Origin of the sequence: Mesorhizobium sp. M0518 (assembly GCF_040321125.1) — a bacterium.
Classification (GTDB): Bacteria; Pseudomonadota; Alphaproteobacteria; order Rhizobiales; family Rhizobiaceae; genus Mesorhizobium.
The window spans coordinates 229,767-250,559 of record NZ_JAMYQY010000006.1; the positions used below are offsets into that span (position 1 = coordinate 229,767).

A 20,793-nucleotide genomic window follows, 5' to 3' on the forward strand; every position below is an offset into this window, starting at 1 on the left:
CGGGCATCATCCGCCTGCCGCCAGGCTTGCCGACAGCAGCAGCAGTCCGAACAGGAACACGAAGGCGGCGCCGCCGATCTCAACGATCGAGTGGATGCGGTTGCCCATGCGGCCGTCGCCGGCGAAATAGACCGCCCAGTTCTTGGCGGTCACCGCCAGTGTCGCCAGTGCCGAAACGGTGATGGCGGTTCCCAGCGACATCGCCAGCACCGACAGCAGGCCGCCGAGCCAGAGCCCGTTGAGCAGGGCGAAGCTGAGCACGATCAGCGCGCCGGAGCAGGGGCGGATGCCGACCGCCGCCACCGCCGTCCAGGCCGTGCGCCAGTCGAAGCGGTCGCCCGACAGCAGCGCCGGATCTGGTGCATGCGAATGGCCGCAGGTGTCGCAGACTTCGCCCGCCGCGTGATCGTGATGAGCATGATCGTGTTCGGCATGATCGTGATGATCGTGCGAAGGGCCGTGCACATGGTCATGCGCGTGTAGCGCGTGCGAATGAGCATGCGCCGAATTGCTGTGAGCTGCATGGGAGTGACCGGCCTGCGAATGCGCGCCGTGCGAATGACCCCCATGAGAATGATCGGCGTGAGAATGACCGGCGTGAGCCGCCGACAGGCTGTAGGCCGGGCCTCTTCCGAACAGACGGAGGATGGAAGGGCCGAGCTTGCGCCACAGCAGCCAGGCGCCGAACAGGGTGACGAAGACAAAGCTCATGATCTCCATGAACCAGGCTGCGTCCGTCATCGAGACGGAGGTGCCGCGCAGGACGAAGTAGGCGACTCCCATCACCGCGACCGCGGTCAGGCCCTGCAGCAGCGCCGAGACGAAGGACAAGAGGATGCCGCGCCGCAACGCCACCTCATTGGCCACCATGTAGGACGAGATCACCGCCTTGCCGTGGCCGGGGCCGGCGGCATGGAAAATACCGTAGGCGAAGGACAGGCCGACGAGTACCCAGATCTTGCTGCCGTCCTGGCGCATCGCCTTCATCGCCGTCGCCAGCGCGCGGTAGAATTCCTGCTGCCTGAGATTGATCCACATCAGGATATGGGCGAACGGGCCGGTGGTGGGCGCCATGCCGTCATTGACGCCGATGCCGAGCGAACTCTGGGCATGAGCGGCGTCGGCGAAATGCATCATGGCGACAGTGAGGGCCAACAGGCCGAATGCCAAACGCAGGGACGGTTTCGTCACCGGCTTCATCCTTCTGGCTGACAGGTCAGTTCGAGCTTGGTGGCGAAGATCTTGCTCATATCGGTGCCGGTCGGGTCATTGAAAAAGGCATCGGTGAGGGTCTTCTGGTTTTCCTTGATGGCCTCGTCCGGGTCTGGACGGACCACCTTGCTGGTGCAGTTCGAGGGCAGGCCTTCAACCGTGATGTTGGAGTCCTCGGTGAAGTCGATCGCCGTGTAGAATGTCGGATCGTAGACGCCGATATCGATCTTGCCGTGGAGCTTGATCGGCACCTTAGGTTCGGACTCGAAAAGGATGATCAGCTGATCGTTGTCGAAATTGGCCATCAGATGCGGCGGCGGCGTCATCGCCACATCCTTGCCGTCGACGGTGACGAGCTGGAAGTAATTGAACTCGGCCAGCGAGGCATGAACGGTGTCGGCGACTTCCTTCAGCTCCTTGTCGTCGAGCTTCAGGTCGGAGTTCTTGTCGAACTCCATCATCACGGTCGAGGAAAACAGATCGTCGAAGCGCCAGAGATGACGCAGAGCCTTCACGCTTTGGTGATCCGGGGAGAGGATCACATCGAGGCGGGCCTCGGCGAAGACATGCGGATGCACGTAAGCGGGTCCAGTGGCGGCAAAAGTAGCCGCCAAGGCCGAAGCCAGCATGATTGCGTGCCGTTTCAGATTCATTCTCGGTCCATAGGCCTCGGAAGAGTTGCCGAGAGTTACCAGAAAGGGGGCGAAATTGGGACCACGAGACTATTGACGCCGGTCAGCCAGCCTCGCGCGTCCTGAACCACTGCACCAAAAAGTCGACGAAGACGCGGACTTTCGCCGGCAGATAGCGACGGTGCGGGTAGACGGCGAAGATGCCGCCGCCCGACAGGATACGGTCATCCATCACCGCCACCAGCCGGCCGCTCGCGAGGTCGGGCGCGGCGATGAAATCCGGCAGGACGGTAAATCCGAGACCCGCCACGGCCGCGGCTCTCGCCGTCATCGGGCTGTTGACCTCGACCGGACCGGACACCGAAACGCTCACCGGATCGCCATTGTCGCCCTTGAACGGCCAGTTGTTCAGTCCGCGGCCATTGGTGTCGACGATGCAAGGCATGCGGCTGAGATCCTGCGGCCGTGTCGGCATGCCATGCTTGGCGATCAGTTCGGGGGAGGCGCAGAGCTTTATCGAAAACGGCGCCAGCCGCCTGGCGATCAGCGACGAGTTCTCCAGCCGCGAGATGCGCACCGCAAGGTCGAAGCCCTCCTCGACCAGATCGACGAAGCGGTCGTCGAGCTGGATGTCGAGGACGATGTCGGGATGCTGCTTGGCGAAGTCGATCAGCGACTGGCCGATCGGCGCATCGGCGAAGGTGCGCGGCGCCGACAGCTTGATCCGGCCGCGCACGTCACCGGAGGATTCACGCACCGCGTCGGCCAGGCTGTCGACCTCGCGCACGATCTCCGAGGCGCGCCGGTAATAGGTGTGGCCGGCCTCTGTCATCGAGAACTGGCGCGTGGTGCGGTTGAGCAGCAAAGCGCCGAGTTCGTCCTCCAGCTCGCGCACATATTTCGACAGCAGGGCCTTGGAGCGGCCGATCTTGCGCGCCGCCGCCGAAAAGCCCTCGGCCTCGACCACGTCGATGAAGGCACGCATGCGCGTCAGTGTGTCCATGGTCAGGCCTTTCGTGCCGCGTCGAGAAGTTTCCGGCCGAGCCGTATCAGGGCAATGTCGCTGCCGGAAGGGCCAAGCAGCGACAGGCCGAACGGGGCGCCGGCGACCGAGCCGACGGGCAGTGTGATCTGTGGAAAACCGGACAGGCCGGCCAGGCACAGAAGTTGGAGCGCCCGTTCGCGATAGGCCTGGAACTGCTCCGGCGTGCTGTCCACGTAAGGTGCCGGACCAGGCACCGTCGGCAGGACAAGGAAGCCGTTCTTGCCGAGCAGGGCGCTCAGTTCGCCGCGAAAGGTCAGACGTCGCACCTTCTCGGCCTGGGCTGTCTTGTCGTCGACGGCGCGGCCAAAGCCGAAACGCTCCTCGACGCCGGGGCCAAGGCCGCGCTCGCCGCTGGTGATCCATTCGCCATGCACCGCCCAGGCCTCCCTGGCCTGCAGCCGGCGAAAGCACCAGTAGAGTTCATCGGGAGATGAGGAGAAGCGCACTCCCGGCGTCATCGGCGCGCCGAAGACCTTGCCCGCCAGCCCCTTCATTTCACCATATTCGGCAAGCGCCGGGCGGGCGACCAATCCATCCAGCCAATCCAGTGCCAGCGGCCGGTCCAACACATGCTGGTGCGGATCGCGGCCGAGCAGCAGCTTGCCGACGGTTTCGTAGGTCTCGATGTCATCGGCGAACCAGCCGAACGTGTCGAGGCTCGGCGCCAGCTTCATCGTGCCGTCGAGCGGAATGCGGCCATGCGTGGTGCGCAGCCCGATCAGTCCGCAAAAGCTCGCCGGGGCGCGGATCGAGCCGCCGGTGTCGGAGCCGGTGGCGATATCGGCCAGCCTGCCCGCCACCGCCGCCGCCGATCCCGATGAGGAGCCGCCTGTGACGCGGTCGGGTGCCGCCGGGTTCACCGGAAACGAGAAATGCGCATTCTGGCCGAACAGCGCGAAGGCAAGCTCGTCGGTCTGCGTCTTGCCGACGAAGCGTGCGCCGGCATCGAGGATCATCTGCACGGCGGGTGCGGTGCGCGAAGCTGCGTGGCTTTCGGCGAATTTTTGCAAATTGCCGCAACCGGTGCGGTAGCCGGCGACGTCGTAGATGTCCTTGACGGCCAGCCGCAGGCCGGCCAGCGGGCCTAGCTGGGCATGTGCCACTGGCATCTGGCGAAGATCGAGAAAGGCGTTGAGAGGGCCGTGCGTGCCTGTCATCGTTCGATATCCGGATACGGTTGCCGCAACATTGTTCGACGCCAGAAATTTTACAACCTGCGATACGATTTTTATTGATTGTGAAAGTCTTCGCCCTTATATCGCGCTTGCCCAAAGTCGCACGTGCCTGTGGGTGTCCGCCGATCCTCGAATGGTGAGGGAAATCGGTAAGGTAACTGGAGCTAACCCCTCCAGTCGGTCTAGCGGCCAACCGCCAGCGCGAGGACACCTTGAAGCAACGACGGTGCGGGCCTTTCTGGTGTTCTGCCGGTTGTCCAAAAACCGGGGTTACTGAAGAGGCACACCTTCATTGCCGGCAGTGCGGACGGGTCTCCCATCCAAGCCAAGGCAGACAAAGCGAACCGAGGCCGGGCAAGGCCAAGGTTCACCGCCGCGAGACGGCGCTTCATGGTTCCGGGGTCTCCACCGGCTGGTTCCATGAATTTCCGTCCCGCCTTTGTCCACCGCGAGTTCGCGAGGCCGACAGCCCGCGTCCCGCAGCCTTATTGCGCGCCGAAAGGCGCTGATGGAGAGACCCCGATGGCCACCCAGCGCATTCTTGACTTTCTCGCCACCCGACGTCCGACCGGCCCCTGCCTCGTCGTCGACCTCGATGTCGTGCGCGACAATTTCCGCGCCTTCGAGAAGGCGCTGCCTGATTCCAAGATCTACTATGCTGTGAAAGCAAACCCGGCGCCGGAAATCCTGCGCCTGCTTGCTGCGATGGGCTCGTCCTTCGACACCGCTTCCGTTGCCGAAGTCGAGATGGCGATGGACGCTGGTGCGCCGGCGGACCGCATCTCCTTCGGCAACACCATCAAGAAGGAGCGTGACATCGCACGCGCCTACCAGCTCGGCATCCGCCTGTTCGCGGTCGACTGCGTCGAAGAGGTCGAGAAGATCGCCCGCGTCGCTCCAGGCGCGCGCGTGTTCTGCCGCGTGCTGACCGATGGCGAGGGCGCGGAATGGCCGCTGTCGCGCAAGTTCGGCTGCGTGCCGGCGATGGCCGTCGACGTGCTGCGCCATGCCAAGGGGCTCGGCCTCGACGCCTATGGCGTGTCGTTCCATGTCGGCTCGCAGCAGACCGACCTGACCGCCTGGGACCGTGCGCTGGCCGACGCCAAGGTGGTGTTCGCGACGCTCGCCGAAGAAGGCATCGTCTTGAAGATGGTCAATATGGGCGGTGGTTTCCCGACGCGCTATCTGCGTGACGTGCCGGCCGCCCAGGCCTATGGCCAGGCGATCTTCTCGGCGCTGCGCAAGCATTTCGGCAATGCGCTTCCCGAGACCATCATCGAGCCGGGCCGTGGCATGGTCGGCAATGCCGGCGTCATCAAGTCGGAAGTCGTGCTGATCTCGAAGAAAGCGGCCAACGACAATGTGCGCTGGGTGTTCCTCGACATCGGCAAGTTCGGCGGCTTGGCCGAGACGATGGACGAGGCGATCCGCTACCCGATCGTCACCGCGCATGACGGCACGGAGACAGCGCCCTGCGTGCTCGCCGGCCCGACCTGCGATTCGGCCGACGTGATGTACGAGAAGACGCCCTATCCGCTGCCTTTGTCGCTGACGATCGGCGACGAGGTGCTGATCGAAGGCACCGGCGCCTACACGACCACCTACTCGGCGGTCGCCTTCAACGGCTTCGAGCCTCTCCGATCCTACGTGATCTGACGGCGCTTCCTCAGCGCATTTTCGGACGGCGAACCGGACACAACTTCGCCTGAAAATGCGCTGAGAGAGCCGATCAGATCATCCCAGGTGGGCGCCTGTCGTCCACCCGGGCTCGCCTGTGGAACAGATCTCCGCTCGCCAGGGATTGCGGAAATGGAAATGTCATTTGAAATGGAAATGCCAGTTGAAATTGGGGGCCACGCACCGGCCTTTGGGATGGTCGCCGAAGCCGCCGCCGATGTTGCGGCGCGCGAGGCGTTGCTCGATCGGGCCATGGGGCCGAAGCGCAGGAAAAAGTCGTCGGAGAAGTTGCGGCGTGGCCGGCGGCCCTCGGAAGGGCTGGCCTTCGTCGCCCGCGATGCTTTGGGCGGCGTGGCCGGCACCGTGCGGCTGTGGGATGTCAGGCTGGGCGAGGGCGGTGCGGCCGCGCTGCTGCTTGGCCCGCTTGCCGTCGACCCGTCGCTCAAGAATGCCGGCATCGGCTCGGCGCTGATGCGCCATGCCATCGCCGAAGCGGCGCGTCTCGGCCATGCCGCTATCCTTTTGGTCGGCGATGCGCCCTATTACGCGCGCTTCGGCTTCTCGGCCGAGAAGACCGGTTCACTTGCCATGCCAGGACCCTATGAGCGGCACCGCCTGCTGGCGCTGGAACTGGTGGAAGGCGCGCTTGACGGCGTGCACGGCACGCTGAAGGCGGCCGGCCGCAAGCTGAAGGCGCAGGAACTGATATCGGCGGCCTGAGACACGAAGCCGGCAGCATTTCATGCAAAAACGCCGCCCGAAAAGGCGGCGTTTTTGCGCTTGGTGGGTGCCGCCTGGGCGGCTGGATGCCTTCAGCCGATCAGCTGGCTGAGCGCCATGGCGACGGTCATGTCGCCTTCGACCTTTATCTTGCCGGTCATGAACGCCATTGTCGGGTTCAGGTCGCCAGCGATCAGCGAATCCAGATCGTCGAGCGAGAGCTTGATGGTGCAGTCGGTGGGTGCATCGGTGTTCGAGACGGTTGCGCCGTCGATGACGATGACGCCGTCGCTGCCGGTGTCGAATTTCACGGAACGATCGAACCCGCTGCTGGCCACCCGCGACTTGATCTTCTCGGCAATCTTCTGAACGCTCACGCTGTTCTCCTTGTCTGGTTGCATCTGTCTCGCAACGGCGCTTCGATCCAGCCGAAGCCCATGCCGCGGTTTCGCGATCACGGTCGCTGCCGCATATAGCTTTGGGTTGACGTTTACGTCAACGCGGATTCGGGTGGCTGGTTCCTGCCCTTGCGGCAGGCGAGGCTCGATGTGACCAGGCCTGTGAGCAGGGCAACTCAGTGTTCCTTGAACGCCTTGGTCATTTCGGTCGCCGTTTCGCTTTTCTTGCGGCGCAGCCAGTTGTCGCGGATTTCGTCCTTCGACAGGAAATTGACCTGGTCGATCAGAACCTCATGCACCAAAGGCGCGCCGACACGCGCGTTGACGGTATCGCGGATTGCGGCGCGGAAGGCATCGAGATCGATGGTCGCCTTGTTGGTGAAGTCGATCTGCGGATTGGAATAGAGGTAGGAATAGACCTGGTCGGTGATCAGCGCTTCGGCCGGAATGGACAGCTTCTTTATCTGCTCGGGTTCGACGGTGTAGACGAGCTTGGTCAGGAAATAGCCGCCGATCTCAGAATCGCGGATCAGCGGCACCGAAATGATGTCGGTCTTGACGTAGTCGAGACCGCCCAGCATCGGCTTCGGCGTTTCGCCGACACCGCGCTCGCCGGCCGCCTGGAAAGAATAGAACACGGCGCCGAGGGTTGCGGCGCAAATCCAGACGGCGATGGCGATGACCTTGATCATCGGCTCTTGTCAGTCCCTTGATCCGTCCCTTGCGAAGGCGACGCGGCACTGCGCCGTTGCTTCGGCAGTATCTCCGAAGTGTCGCTCGTGTTCGGCATCATGCCTTCATCCAGCCGAACTCGCCGGCGGAGTAGGTGCCGTCGGTCTCGGCGCGCTGGATGGCGTGCCGCAGCAGGCTGGCGACTTCGTTGACCGCGCTGAGATGCGCCAGGATCGCCGCTTCGTTCTTCGCCAGCTTCTGGCGCAGCCGGGTCAGGCCCTCGCGGTGCTGTTCGAGGAATTCGGCTTCGCTGCCGCCCTTCATGGCGCGGGTCAACTCGTAGAGGTAGCGGCTCTTGCGGGCGTTCGACGCCTTGAGATCATAGTTGGTCGCGTTGCGGATACCGGCGGTCTCTTCCTCGACCACTTCCTCGATGCGACCGATGATGGCGGCGAGGTTGCCGGGCCGCGCGAACGGGATCGGCGCTTCCGACGCCGTCGTGCGTACTGGCAGGTTGGGGGTGGATTCCGAAAAGTCGGCCATGGCGTTTCCCAGTTTAGATCTTGATGTTTGTTTTTATGATCGTCTCGTCACCGGTCATCGACCCCGCAGCCTTGCGCTGTAATTGGTGGACCAGCGAGGTCGACAGGCTGTTTTGCTGGTCGATCTCGGTCTTTTCCAACCCGCCCGAAACCGGACCGACCGGAACCACGCGCTTGCCTTCGAGATAGTGGTCGGCAAGCATCGACTTGGCGATGCCGATGCCACCGCGTTCGGCCATCACGTCCGCGACCCGCTCGGCAAGCTGCGATTTCCACATGTCGCCGGCCAGGCCCTTGCCGTAGACGCCCTCGGTATCCTTTGGCAGCATGTTCTGGATGAAGGTCTGCAGCACCATCGCCTCGAACTTCTTGAATTTGTTGGCCGGGTCGGTTGCAGCGGCGGCCTTGTCGGCGGTGGCGCGCGACAGGATCGAGCCGGCATCGACCGAAGCGGCGGTGTCGAGTGAAAACGTGCCCGCAGCGCCGCCGGCCCGCTTTGCCAGCGCGGCGCGGGCGGTCTCGATATCCGCCGGGTCGACGGCTCGGGCCACATCCATAACGATGTCGCTGGGTGGAGAAATCGCCAAGAAAGTCCGCCTTTTACCGGTTTTCCTTAGCCAGACCATGCCTCAACAAGCTTGTGGCAGGCTTGCGGGAAGGAGAGGGAGCGGAAGTGCGGGGATCGGATCGAAGCTGCCGGCTTCGCGCCATGCGTTGTCGGGCAGTTTTTTCCATCGTCGATTTCCGCCTCAGCTTCACTCCTTGACCGCGCCCGTCATCGAGGAGACGTAGTGCTCGACAAAGAATGAATAGAGCACCACCACCGGCAGGGAGCCGATCAGCGCGCCTGCCATCAGGGCTCCCCATTCATAGACGTCCGAACGTACGAGCTCGGTAAGCACGCCGACCGGCACGGTCTTGTTTTCGGACGACTGGATAAAAGTCAAAGCGTAGATGAATTCGTTCCATGACAGGGTGAAAGCGAAGATGCCGGCGGAAATCAGGCCAGGCACCGACAGCGGCAGAACTATCTTGGTCAGGATTTGCCAGCGGCTGGCGCCGTCGATCAGCGCGCATTCTTCCAGTTCGAAAGGGATCGAGCGGAAGTAGCCCATCAAGAGCCACGTGCAGAATGGAATGAGGAACGTCGGATAGGTGAGGATCAGCGCGAACGGCGTATCGTAAAGGCCGAGGTTGAAAACCATCACCGACAGGGGAATGAACAGAATCGAGGGCGGCACGAGATAGGCCAGGAAGATCGCCAAGCCGACCTGCCGCGCCCCGGAAAACCTCAAGCGTTCGATCGCATAGGCAGCGAAAACCGCCGCCAGCAGCGACAGGAAAGTTGCGGCGGTCGAGATGATGATCGTGTTGAGAAGCCAGCCCGGATAGGATGTGTCGAAGAGCAGATACCGAATATGCTCGAGTGTCGGATGGACGACCCAGAACGGATTGAAATTGGCATAATCCGTCATCTCGAGATTGGGTTTCACCGCCGTGATCGTCATCCAGTAGAACGGGAACAGCAGCACGATGACGAAGATCAGGAGCGGCAGATAAACGGTCACCACGCGCCGGGGCAGGCTCTGGAGATAGCCCATGCCGCCTTCATCCGTGTTCGGACGATTGTTCGTTTCGATCGCGGCCATGTCAGTCTCCACCGCCCTGCTGCCATTTACGACGTTGCAAGCCGAAATAGCTGAAAAGGATCGCCGCTAGCAGGAATGGGATCATCGCCACCGCGATCGCGGCTCCCTCGCCAAGCTGGCCGCCGGAAATGCCGCGCTGGAACGAGAGCGTTGCCATCAGATGGGTGGCATTCACCGGCCCGCCGCGAGTCAGCACATAGATCAGCTGGAAATCGGTGAAGGTGAACAGGACCGAAAAGGTCATGGTGATGGCGATGATCGGCGTCAGCAGCGGCAGCGTCACATAGCGGAACAACTGCCAACGGCTGGCGCCGTCGAGCGTCGCGGCCTCGTAAAGCGATTGGGGAATCGTCTGCAGGCCGGCCAGCAGCGTGATGGCCACGAAAGGAATGCCGCGCCAGACATTGGCAGCGATCACCGAGGCGCGTGCGTTCTCCGGATCGCCAAGGAAATTGATGCGGTGATCGATCAGTCCCATTTCCATGAGCGCCCACGACAGGATGGAGAACTGCGAATCGTAGATCCACCAGAAGGCGATGGCCGAGAGCACCGTCGGCACCACCCACGGCAGCAGGACAATCGCACGGAAGAACGATTTGAAGGGAAGGTTCTGGTTGAGGAGGAGCGCTAGCCAGAGGCCGAGCGCGAATTTGAGGATCGAAGCGCTGATCGTATAGAGCAAGGTGTTGAAGACGGAGAGCCAGAAGACGGCGTCGCTCCACAGATATTCATAGTTTTCGATGCCGATGAAGATGCCGGGGCGGCCGATGCGGGCATCGGTGAAGCCGAGCCAGACGCCAAGCCCCAGCGGATAGGTCAGGAAGACAAGCAGCAGTGCAGCCGCCGGAAGCATGAAGCCGAAGCCAAGTGCGTTCCGACTTTCGCTCCAGCGCGACAGAATCCGTGAGAAGATCGAAGATCGCGGCTGGATAGCAGCTGACGGCACGGCCATGGGTTGGCTCCTGCTGAGGTCTCATTGATAGGCCGGATCGGCCGCGACGCAATCCGAAGCCAGCCGGGCAGCCGCGCTGCCCGGCTGAGCAGGCTCAAACGCGATAATAGCGATTTGCCCGCTTCTCGGCCTCTTCCATTGCCTCTTGCGGCGTCGCCTGGCCGGTCACCGCTTTGGCGAACATGTCGACCAGCACGTAGTCGGCCATGGTTGCCGCCGAGGCATAGCCGAGCGGCCCGGCATAGCCGTTAGGCCGCAGAGTAGCCGAAGCCTTGGCGTAAGCGGCGTTGTTGGGATCGGCGGTCCATACGGGGTTGTTGTCGAATGCCTTCAGTGTCTGGCAGCAATATCCGGCCGAGGAGGTGATCCAGTCCTTCATTTGCGGTTCCTCGAACATGAACTGCAAATACGCCTTAGCCGCGTTGGGGTAGGGCGTGTAATTGAAGATGACAGCCGTGGTCACCTGGAACAATTCGACGGATTTGCCGACAGGACCGATGGGCAGGTTGGTCGTGCGTATGTCCTTGGCGATTTCAGCCAGCTTTGGATCTTTGTCCTTGTTGATCTTGGCCGTGTTGTAGGCGGAAATTCCATTGGCGATCACCCCCAGTTCGCCGGCCAGGAAGGCGCGGTTGTTGTTGACGTCGAGCCAGCTTTCGGTGCCTGGAATGAAGGTCTTGTAGAGCTCCTGCGCGTATTCGATCGCCTTGAGGGTCTCGGGGCTGTTGATCGTTACCTTGCCACTCTCGTCGACCATCTGGCCGCCATGGCTCCACAGCAGCCAATGAGCATAGTTGTTGCCGTCGCCGACGCCATGGCCATGCGTGAAGCCGGCCGGATGTCCCTTCGCTTGCAAGGCCTTGCAAAGTTCCAGGAAGCCTTTCGTATCCTTGGGAAACTCCGAAAAGCCGGCCTCTTTCACCCAGCTTTCCCGATAGACGATGGCATTGCCGATCGTGGCCAGGGGCAGGCCGACGAACTTCCCGGCGCGTGTCGCATATTGCTTAGGTCCCTCGTGCCAGCCACCGTATTTCGCGCCTAGATACTCACCCAGTTCGCTCACGTCGTGCAGCTTGTCGGGATATTGGTGCGGGTCATCGAACCAGACGAACATCAGGTCGGGGCCGGACCCGACATTGGCGGCGACCGCCGCCTTGGGACGAATGTCCTCCCAGCTTTCCTTGTCGACGCGAACCTCGACACCGGTCGCTTCGATGAAGCGCTTGGTGTTGGCCAGCCATTGGTCCTCGTCGCCCTGGACGAAAGGCGACCAGCGCAGCAGTCTAAGCTTGGCGCCATCCTCGGGTTTGTATTTCAGTCCGTCCTGGGCAAGGGCCGGAGAGCTGATGAACCGACTTCCCAAGGCACCCGCCGCCGCGCCGGCGGTGGTGCGGATCACGTCGCGTCTGGTGAACTTCATGCTCGTTTCCTCCTGTTTGTTGTCCTTGCCTATGGTCCTACTGATCGGTACGTGTTTGGAATCTCTGTCCGGTTTCTGCGTGAAAGAGATGAATGAGGCTGGGCTCGGCCGTAAGCCGGATGGTTTCGCCCGGCGTGAAGGAATGTCGTTCCCGGAAATTCGCGACGATCTCTTCGCCGCCGGCTGTCCTGCCGATGAGCTGCACTTCGGACCCGGTTGGTTCAACCACCGCGACGGTGACCGGAATGCCCTGCTCGTCGGACAGCCGCAAATGCTCGGGCCTTATTCCCAGCACCACAGGCTCGCCGTTGCGGATGGAAAGTGCCGAGGCCAACGGCACTGAAATCCCCCCGGCGCCGCGGAACGAGGGTGAGCCGTCGGAAGCGATCTCGCCCCTCAGCAAATTCATGGCCGGCGAGCCGATAAAGCTGGCGACAAAAAGATTGTTCGGCCGGTCATAAAGTTCCAGCGGCGGCCCTATCTGCTCGACGATGCCGTCATGCATGACCACGATCTTGTCAGCCATAGTCATGGCTTCGATCTGATCGTGAGTGACGTAGACTGTCGTGGTCTTGAGGCGCTGGTGCAGTTCCTTGATCTCGGCGCGCATCTGCACCCTAAGTTTGGCGTCGAGATTGGACAGCGGTTCGTCGAAGAGAAACACCGCCGGATCACGCACGATCGCGCGGCCCATTGCGACGCGCTGGCGCTGGCCGCCGGAAAGCTGCCGAGGATAGCGCGCCAGCAACGGCACCAGCCCAAGGATTTCGGCTGCGCGGCGCACGCCGGCATCGCTCTCCGGCTTGGAAACTCCTTTGAGCATCAGCGAGAACGCCATGTTCTCGGCGACGGTCATGTGTGGATAGAGCGCATAGTTCTGGAAGACCATGGCGACGTCGCGCTCCTTGGGCGCAACGTTGTTGACGACACGTTCGCCAATCGCGATCTGGCCGCGTGAAATCTTTTCCAGGCCGGCGATCATTCTGAGAAGGGTTGATTTTCCGCAGCCCGACGGTCCGACCAGAGTGACGAACTCGCCGTCCTCGATGTTCACGCTGACCCCGTGCAGGATCTCGACAGCGCCGAATGATTTATAGACTTCGCCAATTGCGACAGACGCCATCGGTCCTCCCAACAATTCCTGCGACGTCGTCGAAGGAACAAACGCTTCCGCCAGCGACAGCCCTGGCTCCTCCCAGGCTCACGCTAGGCCAAACGGTAGCGCTACCAAACCGGGCTGTAAAGCGTTTACGGGAAGGCCGAACCTTGGAGGGTCCGCTTCGCGCCACACAATCCTCCCAGCTACTCCTCGCCCTGCTTCTGCGCGATGATATCGAGCCGCTCGCGGTCGGAGCGTTCGCGTTCGTCGCGGTTGCGTACGTCCTTGTAGGCGCGCTCGACCATGTTGGTGCGGGCGGTCGCCGCGGCGATGAGGTTGGCTTCCTGCCTGGCGCTCGCCAGGTTCGCCTCCTGGCGCACCACCGCCTGGGCAATGCGGCGATGGTAGAGATCGGGAAACAGGGCGGAGAGCGAATCGGCCTGGTCGAAATGGCCGACCAGTTCCTTGGCCTCGGCCTCGGCGGTACTGGCCGCCGCAAGGAAGGTGGCGTGGCGGGTTTCGTGCAGCGCCTTCAGCTGTTCCTGCACCTTGACCAGCTTCTTGAGGCGGTCCTTGCGCGTGCTCATTTCTACCTCGCCAATGTCAGGTCGACGAAGCCGTCGACGAACAGCGACAGCATGGTGCCGACGGCGAAATAGAAGATGATCATGCCGCCGGCGATGATGAAGGGCTGGGAGATGAAATAGATGGGGATCTGCGGGGTCAGCTTGTTGACGAAGCCGATCGTCAGATTGACGAGAATGGCATAGGCGACGAACGGGCTGCCGAGGCGGATGACCAGGAAGAAGGTGTCCGACACCGTGTCGGTGACATCGACAAGGGCTGCCTGCGGGTTGAAGAAGATGTTGACCGGCGCGACCGTGTAGGAGGAAACCAGCGCGCGTATTATTTCGTGGTCGAAATCGAAGACGAACAGCATCAAAAGCGCCGAGAACGAGATGATGGCGGCAAGGGCTGCCTGGGGTTCGGGCTCCTCGATCGCCGGTCCGCCGCTGCCGCCATAGCCCACCAGCATGGCGATGGCCGAGCCCATGAAGCGCAGGGCTTCCATGTAGAGCCTGGTCATGGCGCCGATCAGGCCGCCGACCAGAAGTTCCGAGATGATCATCGGCACCAGGATCTGGGGGCGCGGGTCGACGAAAGGAAAGATCTTGTCCCACAGGAAGGCGAGCAGGCCGCCGGTGGCGGCGACCGCCACGAACAGCCTGACCTGGACCGGGACGCGGGCGCTGGAGAGGCCCGGCATCAGCATGAAACAGGCGCCGATGCGGCAGAAAGCCAGGAATGCCGCGATGACGACGCCTTGCGACAGCACGCTCACGATATGGTTCCGAGCACCTTGATCTCGACGCCCTTGGCGATTTCAACATGGCTGAGCACCGGCAGCGTGGTGAACAGGCGCTCGATGATCATGCGCACATAGGGGCGGGCGTCGGGCGCGGTGACGAGGACGAAACGCTCGCCGGCTTCCAGATATTTCTTGATCGCCTTGGTCGCGTCCTGGCCGAACTCCTCGAGCTGGCGCGGGTCGATGTCGAATTCGCGCACCTCGCCCTTGGCGTCGCGCTTGAGGCTCTGGTGGAAGGCGAGGTCCCAGCGGTTGCCGAGGCGCAGCACCTTCAGCACGCCGCCCTCGGACAGGTCGCCGCAGATCTGCTGGGCCATGCGGATGCGGACATGCTCGACGATCTGCTCGGTGCGGCGCACATGCGGCGCGATCTCGGCGATCGCCTCGATGATCAGGTGCAGATTGCGGATCGAGACGCGTTCGGCCAGCAGCAGCTTCAGCACCGCCTGCAGGCCGGGATAGGAGATGTGCGTGGTGCAGATCTCGTCGGCGAGCTTGCGGTACTCCTGGTCCTGGCGTTCGAGCAGCGCCTTCATGTCCTTGTAGGACAGAAGCTGCGGCAGGTTGTTGCGGATGACCTCGGAGAGATGGGTGAGCAGCACCGACATGTTGTCGGCGAAGGTGTAGTTCTCGCGCTTCAGATCCTCGGCGAAGGCTTCGACCACGGAATAGGCGCGCATGCCGAAGGCCGGCTCGCGGATTTCCTCGCCCGGTATCTCGGGTATGTCGCGGTTGCCGAGCAGCACCATGATCTCGCCGACGCGCATCTGATACTCGGCCACCACGGTGCCGTGCACCTTGATCTGGTAGCTCTTCGGCGGGATGGCGAAATCGTCGGCGACGCGCACCTCCGGCACCACGAAGCCATATTGGGTGGCGAATTTCTTGCGCATCTTGCCCATGCGGAAAACCAGTTCCTGATGCGACGTCAGCAGCCTTGTCGACAGCTGCTTGCCTATCAAAAGCTCGATCTCGGCGGTGGCGAGCGAGGCCTTGACCGAGTTCTTCTCCTCCTCGACCTTAGTCGCCTTTTCCTGGTCCTTGATCGCCTCGGCTTCGGCGACGGCGCGGTTGGCGCGCATCGGGATGACGTAGCCGAGGCCGGCCATGCCGGCGGCCAGCGCAAAGAACGGGAACAGCGGCAGGCCGGGCATCAGGCCGAGCAGCACCAGCAGCGATGCCGCGACATAGAGGGCGCGCGGGTGGGCGCCGAGCTGGCCGAACACCGCCTGGTTGGTCGAGCCGCGCGTGCCGCCCTTGGAGACGAGCAGGCCGGCGGCGAGCGACACGATCAGGGCCGGGATCTGGGTGACGAGGCCGTCGCCGACCGACAGCTTGATGAACACGTCGGCGGCTTCGCCCATGCCCATACCGTGCCTGATGTAGCCGATGGCGATGCCGCCGACGATGTTGATGGCGGTGATGATGAGGCCGGCGATGGCATCGCCGCGCACGAACTTCGAGGCGCCGTCCATCGAGCCGAAGAAAGAAGATTCTTCTTCCAGTTCACGGCGGCGCAGCTGCGCTGTCTTGTCGTCGATCATGCCGGCCGACAGGTCGGCGTCGATCGACATCTGCTTGCCTGGGATGGCGTCGAGGGTGAAGCGGGCGCCGACTTCGGCGATACGGGTGGCGCCCTTGGTGATGACGATGAAGTTCACCACGATCAGGATCATGAAGACGATCAGGCCGATGACGAAGTCGCTGGCCATCACCAGCTTGGAGAAGCCGGCGATGACATAGCCGGCGGCATGCGTGCCCTCATTGCCATGCGACAGGATCATGCGCGTGGTGGCGATGTTGAGCGACAGCCGCAGCATGGTGGCGATGAGCAGCACGGTCGGGAACGACGAGAAATCGAGCGGCCGCTGGATCCACAGCGCCACCATCAGGATCAGCACCGAAAGTGCGATCGAGAAGGCGAGGCCGATGTCGATGAGAAAGGCCGGAATCGGCAGGAACAGCACGGCCAGGATGATGACGATGCCGATGGCGAAGAAGACGTCGCGGCCGTTCTTGGCCACCGCGCCGGGCTGAATGCTTTCGCTGATCGCCATATCGTCCTCAAACCCCATAGACTGCCGAGCGCGCGACAGCCCTGTGAGGGTAGCCCGCCAAGCTTGCGCGAGGGTGGGAGACTGGCTAGTTCGGACGATCATGCGCAGGTCGCCGTGTCGGTCGGCCTTGTAGAGAAGGGAAAACCCGTGCTTCTGATCATCGGCACCATCCGCTTGCCGCCAAACAAATTGGAGGAAGCCAAGCCCGCAATGGAGCGCATGGTTTCCGGCAGCCGCACCGAGTTCGGCTGCATCCAATATTCCTATGCGCAGGATGTTTTCGATGCCGGGCTCATCCGGTCACGGAAGTCTGGAGCGACAGGGCAGCGCTCGACGCGCATTTCGCCTCGCCGCACATTGCGGACTGGCGTGCGAGCTGGCCGGCGCTTGGCATAGGCGAGCGCAACCTCGTGCTCTATGAAGCCGGCGAGCCCATGCCGACCTGAACGGTCCATCGGCCGATCGATATCGCGCCCGCTGTCGCCAATGTGGTGTCTGTCGGCATTGTGGTTGCCATGCCGTGCCGCCGGGCGTATCAGGCTGGCTTTCCACTGCCTTTCGATATCGGCGAGCCGCCCCGGTGCTTTCCAGAAACCACAGCGAAGTCTACGCCCGCCGGCTGCGCGCGGTGCTGGTCAGGTCGTTGCCTCTGCTCGAGGCACGCGGCATCGTGGTGGTCATCCTCGCAGGTGTCGTAGGCGTGATGGCTGGCATATTGGTCACGGCGATGAGCCAGATCGTGCAGGACCTGCACGGGCTGCTGTTCGGCGTTCAGCCAGGCGGCCGGCTTTCCGGCATGTTCTCGCTCGCCAATCCGATGCAGGCGCTGATACCGGCGATCGGCGGCATGCTGCTGGGGCTGACGGTGGTCAGGCTCAGGATACGGAAATTCCGCACGCCGATCGACCCGATCGAAGCCAATGCGCTCTATGGCGGGCGCATGTCGCTGACCGACACCTTCATCATCGCCGGCCAGACGATGATCTCCAGCGGTTTTGGCGCCTCGGTCGGGCTGGAAGCCGGCTATACGCAGGTTGGCTCCGGGCTGGCATCGCGGCTGGCGGGCATCTTCAGGCTGCGCCGCAACGATGTCCGCATCCTGGTCGGCTGTGGTGCGGCCGGCGCCATCGCCGCCGCCTTCGATGCACCGCTGACCGGCGCCTTCTACGGCTTCGAATTGGTCATCGGCATCTACTCTGTCGCCAATGTCGCGCCGGTCTTGACAGCCGCGATCTGCGCCTCGCTGACCGCCGAAATGTTCGGCGGCGTGCCGTTTCCGCTCGAGCTTTCGGGCCTGCCGGCGCTCACCGCCAGCCAGTATGTGCCGTTCCTGCTGCTCGGCCTGCTCGGCGGTGCCGCCTCGATCGCCATCATGCATCTGGTGACACTGATCGAGCGCGGTTTTGCCAGACTGTCGATCGATGCGGCGCTGCGCCCCGTCATCGGTGGCGTCATCGTCGGGCTGCTGGGTCTTATCACCCCGCAAGTGCTGTCCAGCGGCCATGGCGCGCTGCATCGCGAATTCTCGATGAATTACGGGCTGGCCGTGGTGGCGAGCGTCTTCGTGCTCAAGCTGACGGCGTCGGCGGTGTCGCTGGGGTCGGGTTTTCGCGGCGGATTGTTCTTCGCCTCGCTGTTCCTCGGCGCGCTGCTCGGCAAGGCATTCGCGGATGTGATGATTGTCGTCTCGCCGGCAACCGGCATCGACCCTGCCGTTGCCGCCGTCGTCGGCATGACGTCGCTCGCAGTCGGTGTCGTCGGCGGTCCGCTGACGATGACCTTCCTGGCGCTGGAATCGACCCGCGACCTGACGCTGACCGGCGTTGTGCTGGCGGCCTCGATCATGTCGGCGATCCTGGTGCGCGAGACCTTCGGCTACTCGTTCTCGACATGGCGCTTCCATTTGCGCGGCGAGACCATCCGCAGCGCCCACGATGTTGGCTGGATGCGCAGCCTCACAGTCGGCTCGATGATGCGCAAGGACATCAAGACCATCTATGCCTCGACGACGCTGGCAGCCTTCCGCAAGCAAGTGCCGCTCGGCTCTGCCCAGCGCGTCATCGCCGTCGACGCGGGCGACCACTATGTCGGCGTGCTGATCGTAGCCGAACTGCACAGCGATCCTTCCGGCGGCGAGGTCCCGGTGCGCGATCTTGCCAAATCCAAGGACGCGGTGCTGGTGCCGAGCATGAACGTGCAGGCCGCCGCGGAAACATTCCAGCGCGCCGGCGCCGAAGAACTCGCTGTCGTCGAGGATTTCACCGACCACATCGTGCTGGGCCTGTTGACCGAAGGCCATCTGATGCGGCGCTATGCCGAGGAACTCGACAAGGCGCGCCGCGACCTGTCGGGCGAGGGGTAACGAAGGCCAAGCCGGATGCCTGTCACAGTGGTTGCGGAGCCTAGTGCTCGATCGGTCCCTTGGCCATCACAAGCGCCGTGCCGGCGGTGGTCGGACGCTCGATCATACGCCGCACGCGCGGCGGTTCGTCGCCGCTGTGCAGGGCCCGCACGCGTTCGCCGATGACGGCGTCGGCATGGGTGATGCGTCCATTGTGCCTGATATATTCGATCCAGGTCGGCGTGTGATAATGCTCGATCCATACGGTGGGATTCTCGAGATCGCGTGCCAGCGTCCAGTTGCGGGCGCCGTCACGACGGCGGATGCGGCCGCGTTCGGCCATGATGGCGAGGAACTCCGGTTCGTCCTCGTGCCGGATCACATACTCGATCATGATGGCGATGGGACCACTGCGCGGCTTCAGGTCAAGCGCAAGGTGCGGTTCCTTGAAGCGATTGAGCGGGTCGAGGTTGAGCACCTGCTGTTGCGGCAGCGGGAGCAAAAGGCCGATGGCGCCGCCGGCCAGCATGGCGACGCTGGCTGCGATCAGCGCGGTTTCGGCGCCGTGCGCATCGGCGACGACACCCCAGATCCAGCTGCCGAGCGCGATGCCGCCGAAAGTCGCGGTCTGGTAGACCGACAGCACCCGGCCGACCACCCAGCGCGGCGTCGCCATCTGCACCGTGACGTTGAAATGCGAAAGCGCGATCACCCAGCAGGCGCCGCCGACAAGCAGGCCGAGCGACGTCTGCCAGGCATGCTGGCTGACGGCGGCATTGAAGGCGCAGACAGCGAAGCCGGCAAAAGCACAGCGCACCATCGTCTCGCTAGACAGCAACTGCCGCAGCCTGACGCTGATCAAGGCGCCGCCGACCGCGCCGATGCCGAAGGCGCCGAGCATGATGCCATAGGTCAGCGCATCGCCCTTGACGACATCGCGCGCCACCAGAGGCAGCAACGCAAGCACAGCGCCTGCACTGAAGCCGAACGCAGCTCCCCTGACCAGCACCTTGCCGATGTTGGGCGACATGGCGACATAGCGCAGGCCGGCGCCCATGGCGGCCCCCAGCGACTCGCGCGGCAAGGTCGACATGGGCACGTCCGGCTTCCAGCGCGCCAGCACGACGATCAGGCCGATATAGCTCACCGCGTTCGCCGCGAAGGCGGCCGCCGCACCGGCCGCGGCGACAATGATGCCGCCGATCGCCGGACCGACGCTGCGCGTCAGGTTAAAGCCCATCGAATTGAGGGCGACGGCCGCCGGCACCTTGTTGCGGGGTACGATATCGCCGACGGAGGCTTGCCATGACGGGCTGTTGAGCGCGGTGCCGCTGTCGATCAGGAAGGTGAAGGCAAGCAGCGTCCATGGCGTGATCAGGCCGGAATAAGTGAACACGGTCAGGAGCACCGACACCACCAGCATGAAGGTCTGGGCGACCAGCATCACCTTGCGCCGGTCGAAACTGTCGGCGATGGCGCCGGCTACGAGTGCAAACAGCATGATCGGCAAGGTGGTCGAAGCCTGGACCAGGGCCACCTGATAGGGCGAGGTGGCGATCGTGGTCATCATCCAGGCGGCGCCGACACCCTGGATCAGGCCACCGAAATTCGAGACGAGACTTGCGCCCCATACGGCGCGGAAAATGCCGTGACGGAAGGGCGCCAGCGCCGAGACGCTCTCGCTGTCCGGCTTTTCGTCAATCATTTGGGGTTCCTGCCATGTCGTGCCTGCTCGTCAGACAATCCGTTTGCGCAGACCGTTTGCCGAAAGTAGGGCATGGCGCCGCAAAGGGCAAAAAAGCTCATGGTCCAACAATGGGATAGAGGCGGTCC

At 63.1% G+C, this 20,793-nt stretch carries 20 protein-coding genes and 1 pseudogene; 4 read left to right on the plus strand and 17 right to left on the minus strand.

Annotated elements, in window-relative coordinates; translation table 11 throughout:
- Positions 1–6: 6 nt before the first annotated feature.
- From NKI66_RS11350 to NKI66_RS11365, 4 genes are all read right to left on the minus strand, one after another.
- Positions 7–1,200 (minus strand): nickel/cobalt transporter, encoded by a 1,194-nt coding sequence (locus tag NKI66_RS11350; protein WP_352751653.1) that lies wholly within the window; start codon positions 1,198–1,200, stop codon positions 7–9.
- Positions 1,197–1,865 carry a DUF1007 family protein gene (locus tag NKI66_RS11355; protein ID WP_023810039.1) on the minus strand — a complete coding sequence of 223 codons (669 nt, stop codon included), beginning with the start codon at positions 1,863–1,865 and terminating at the stop codon, positions 1,197–1,199. The genes NKI66_RS11350 and NKI66_RS11355 overlap by 4 nt, the downstream gene beginning before the upstream one ends.
- Before the next feature lie 82 nt (positions 1,866–1,947).
- Entirely contained in the window at positions 1,948–2,847 is a 900-nt protein-coding gene (locus tag NKI66_RS11360; RefSeq protein WP_023810038.1) for a LysR family transcriptional regulator, read from the minus strand.
- A gap of 2 nt (positions 2,848–2,849) precedes the next feature.
- Positions 2,850–4,046: an amidase gene (locus NKI66_RS11365; protein WP_023810037.1), complete on the minus strand. Its 1,197-nt coding sequence runs from the start codon at positions 4,044–4,046 to the stop codon at positions 2,850–2,852.
- Positions 4,047–4,586: 540 nt separating this feature from the next.
- Here NKI66_RS11365 and odc2 point away from each other — a divergent pair.
- Both odc2 and NKI66_RS11375 read left to right on the plus strand, forming a co-directional pair.
- On the plus strand, positions 4,587–5,720 hold the full coding sequence (odc2, locus tag NKI66_RS11370) for an ornithine/lysine decarboxylase (protein ID WP_023810036.1): 1,134 nt from the start codon (positions 4,587–4,589) through the stop codon (positions 5,718–5,720).
- A gap of 171 nt (positions 5,721–5,891) precedes the next feature.
- Positions 5,892–6,461, plus strand: a complete 570-nt coding sequence (locus tag NKI66_RS11375) for a GNAT family N-acetyltransferase (protein WP_023810035.1) — start codon at positions 5,892–5,894, stop codon at positions 6,459–6,461.
- Between the two features lie 92 nt (positions 6,462–6,553).
- Here the strand turns inward: NKI66_RS11375 and NKI66_RS11380 are convergent, their stop codons facing one another.
- From NKI66_RS11380 to NKI66_RS11435, 12 genes are all read right to left on the minus strand, one after another.
- On the minus strand, positions 6,554–6,862 hold the full coding sequence (locus NKI66_RS11380; RefSeq protein ID WP_196815312.1) for an SCP2 sterol-binding domain-containing protein: 309 nt from the start codon (positions 6,860–6,862) through the stop codon (positions 6,554–6,556).
- A gap of 173 nt (positions 6,863–7,035) precedes the next feature.
- Positions 7,036–7,551: a hypothetical protein gene (locus NKI66_RS11385; RefSeq protein ID WP_023810033.1), complete on the minus strand. Its 516-nt coding sequence runs from the start codon at positions 7,549–7,551 to the stop codon at positions 7,036–7,038.
- Between the two features lie 97 nt (positions 7,552–7,648).
- Entirely contained in the window at positions 7,649–8,074 is a 426-nt protein-coding gene (locus NKI66_RS11390; protein WP_023810032.1) for a hypothetical protein, read from the minus strand.
- Between the two features lie 13 nt (positions 8,075–8,087).
- Positions 8,088–8,699: a rod-binding protein gene (locus NKI66_RS11395; RefSeq protein WP_352722612.1), complete on the minus strand. Its 612-nt coding sequence runs from the start codon at positions 8,697–8,699 to the stop codon at positions 8,088–8,090.
- Between the two features lie 129 nt (positions 8,700–8,828).
- Positions 8,829–9,722 (minus strand): carbohydrate ABC transporter permease, encoded by an 894-nt coding sequence (locus tag NKI66_RS11400; RefSeq protein ID WP_023810030.1) that lies wholly within the window; start codon positions 9,720–9,722, stop codon positions 8,829–8,831.
- Between the two features lies 1 nt (position 9,723).
- Complete coding sequence (locus tag NKI66_RS11405; RefSeq protein WP_372337954.1) at positions 9,724–10,575, minus strand: carbohydrate ABC transporter permease; 852 nt, start codon at positions 10,573–10,575, stop codon at positions 9,724–9,726.
- A gap of 193 nt (positions 10,576–10,768) precedes the next feature.
- The gene (locus tag NKI66_RS11410) at positions 10,769–12,094 is read right to left on the minus strand and encodes an ABC transporter substrate-binding protein (RefSeq protein ID WP_352677083.1); all 1,326 of its coding nucleotides are present in this window, start codon (positions 12,092–12,094) and stop codon (positions 10,769–10,771) included.
- Between the two features lie 37 nt (positions 12,095–12,131).
- Positions 12,132–13,217, minus strand: coding sequence for an ABC transporter ATP-binding protein (locus NKI66_RS11415; RefSeq protein WP_352722611.1), 1,086 nt, complete (start codon positions 13,215–13,217; stop codon positions 12,132–12,134).
- 179 nt (positions 13,218–13,396) lie between these two features.
- Entirely contained in the window at positions 13,397–13,780 is a 384-nt protein-coding gene (locus NKI66_RS11420; RefSeq protein ID WP_352722610.1) for a hypothetical protein, read from the minus strand.
- A 2-nt stretch (positions 13,781–13,782) separates the two neighbouring features.
- A complete protein-coding gene (fliR, locus tag NKI66_RS11425; protein WP_127290444.1) occupies positions 13,783–14,535 on the minus strand; it encodes a flagellar biosynthetic protein FliR in 753 nt (250 codons plus the stop codon).
- Complete coding sequence (gene flhA / locus NKI66_RS11430) at positions 14,532–16,619, minus strand: flagellar biosynthesis protein FlhA (protein WP_127326668.1); 2,088 nt, start codon at positions 16,617–16,619, stop codon at positions 14,532–14,534. The genes fliR and flhA overlap by 4 nt, the downstream gene beginning before the upstream one ends.
- Positions 16,620–16,717: 98 nt before the next feature.
- The gene (locus tag NKI66_RS11435) at positions 16,718–16,873 is read right to left on the minus strand and encodes a hypothetical protein (RefSeq protein WP_352610383.1); all 156 of its coding nucleotides are present in this window, start codon (positions 16,871–16,873) and stop codon (positions 16,718–16,720) included.
- On the opposite strand from NKI66_RS11435, the pseudogene NKI66_RS11440 reads away from it, so the two are divergent.
- Positions 16,809–17,065: pseudogene (locus tag NKI66_RS11440) on the plus strand (putative quinol monooxygenase). The gene NKI66_RS11435 and the pseudogene NKI66_RS11440 overlap by 65 nt on opposite strands.
- Before the next feature lie 134 nt (positions 17,066–17,199).
- Positions 17,200–18,981 (plus strand): chloride channel protein, encoded by a 1,782-nt coding sequence (locus tag NKI66_RS11445; RefSeq protein ID WP_352751656.1) that lies wholly within the window; start codon positions 17,200–17,202, stop codon positions 18,979–18,981.
- Positions 18,982–19,021: 40 nt separating this feature from the next.
- Here the strand turns inward: NKI66_RS11445 and NKI66_RS11450 are convergent, their stop codons facing one another.
- A complete protein-coding gene (locus NKI66_RS11450) occupies positions 19,022–20,665 on the minus strand; it encodes an MFS transporter (RefSeq protein WP_128303092.1) in 1,644 nt (547 codons plus the stop codon).
- Positions 20,666–20,793 lie beyond the last annotated feature (128 nt).

What these genes read in the sequence shown, in the direction of transcription:
- NKI66_RS11350 (WP_352751653.1), bottom strand. Translation starts at nt 1,200, where the DNA reads ATGAAGCCGGTGACGAAACCGTCCCTGCGTTTGGCATTCGGCCTGTTG.
- NKI66_RS11355 (WP_023810039.1), bottom strand. Translation starts at nt 1,865, where the DNA reads ATGAATCTGAAACGGCACGCAATCATGCTGGCTTCGGCCTTGGCGGCT.
- NKI66_RS11360 (WP_023810038.1), bottom strand. Translation starts at nt 2,847, where the DNA reads ATGGACACACTGACGCGCATGCGTGCCTTCATCGACGTGGTCGAGGCC.
- NKI66_RS11365 (WP_023810037.1), bottom strand. Translation starts at nt 4,046, where the DNA reads ATGACAGGCACGCACGGCCCTCTCAACGCCTTTCTCGATCTTCGCCAG.
- odc2 (WP_023810036.1), top strand. Translation starts at nt 4,587, where the DNA reads ATGGCCACCCAGCGCATTCTTGACTTTCTCGCCACCCGACGTCCGACC.
- NKI66_RS11375 (WP_023810035.1), top strand. Translation starts at nt 5,892, where the DNA reads ATGGAAATGCCAGTTGAAATTGGGGGCCACGCACCGGCCTTTGGGATG.
- NKI66_RS11380 (WP_196815312.1), bottom strand. Translation starts at nt 6,862, where the DNA reads ATGCAACCAGACAAGGAGAACAGCGTGAGCGTTCAGAAGATTGCCGAG.
- NKI66_RS11385 (WP_023810033.1), bottom strand. Translation starts at nt 7,551, where the DNA reads ATGATCAAGGTCATCGCCATCGCCGTCTGGATTTGCGCCGCAACCCTC.
- NKI66_RS11390 (WP_023810032.1), bottom strand. Translation starts at nt 8,074, where the DNA reads ATGGCCGACTTTTCGGAATCCACCCCCAACCTGCCAGTACGCACGACG.
- NKI66_RS11395 (WP_352722612.1), bottom strand. Translation starts at nt 8,699, where the DNA reads ATGGTCTGGCTAAGGAAAACCGGTAAAAGGCGGACTTTCTTGGCGATT.
- NKI66_RS11400 (WP_023810030.1), bottom strand. Translation starts at nt 9,722, where the DNA reads ATGGCCGCGATCGAAACGAACAATCGTCCGAACACGGATGAAGGCGGC.
- NKI66_RS11405 (WP_372337954.1), bottom strand. Translation starts at nt 10,575, where the DNA reads ATGCTTCCGGCGGCTGCACTGCTGCTTGTCTTCCTGACCTATCCGCTG.
- NKI66_RS11410 (WP_352677083.1), bottom strand. Translation starts at nt 12,094, where the DNA reads ATGAAGTTCACCAGACGCGACGTGATCCGCACCACCGCCGGCGCGGCG.
- NKI66_RS11415 (WP_352722611.1), bottom strand. Translation starts at nt 13,217, where the DNA reads ATGGCGTCTGTCGCAATTGGCGAAGTCTATAAATCATTCGGCGCTGTC.
- NKI66_RS11420 (WP_352722610.1), bottom strand. Translation starts at nt 13,780, where the DNA reads ATGAGCACGCGCAAGGACCGCCTCAAGAAGCTGGTCAAGGTGCAGGAA.
- flhA (WP_127326668.1), bottom strand. Translation starts at nt 16,619, where the DNA reads ATGGCGATCAGCGAAAGCATTCAGCCCGGCGCGGTGGCCAAGAACGGC.
- NKI66_RS11435 (WP_352610383.1), bottom strand. Translation starts at nt 16,873, where the DNA reads ATGCAGCCGAACTCGGTGCGGCTGCCGGAAACCATGCGCTCCATTGCG.
- NKI66_RS11450 (WP_128303092.1), bottom strand. Translation starts at nt 20,665, where the DNA reads ATGATTGACGAAAAGCCGGACAGCGAGAGCGTCTCGGCGCTGGCGCCC.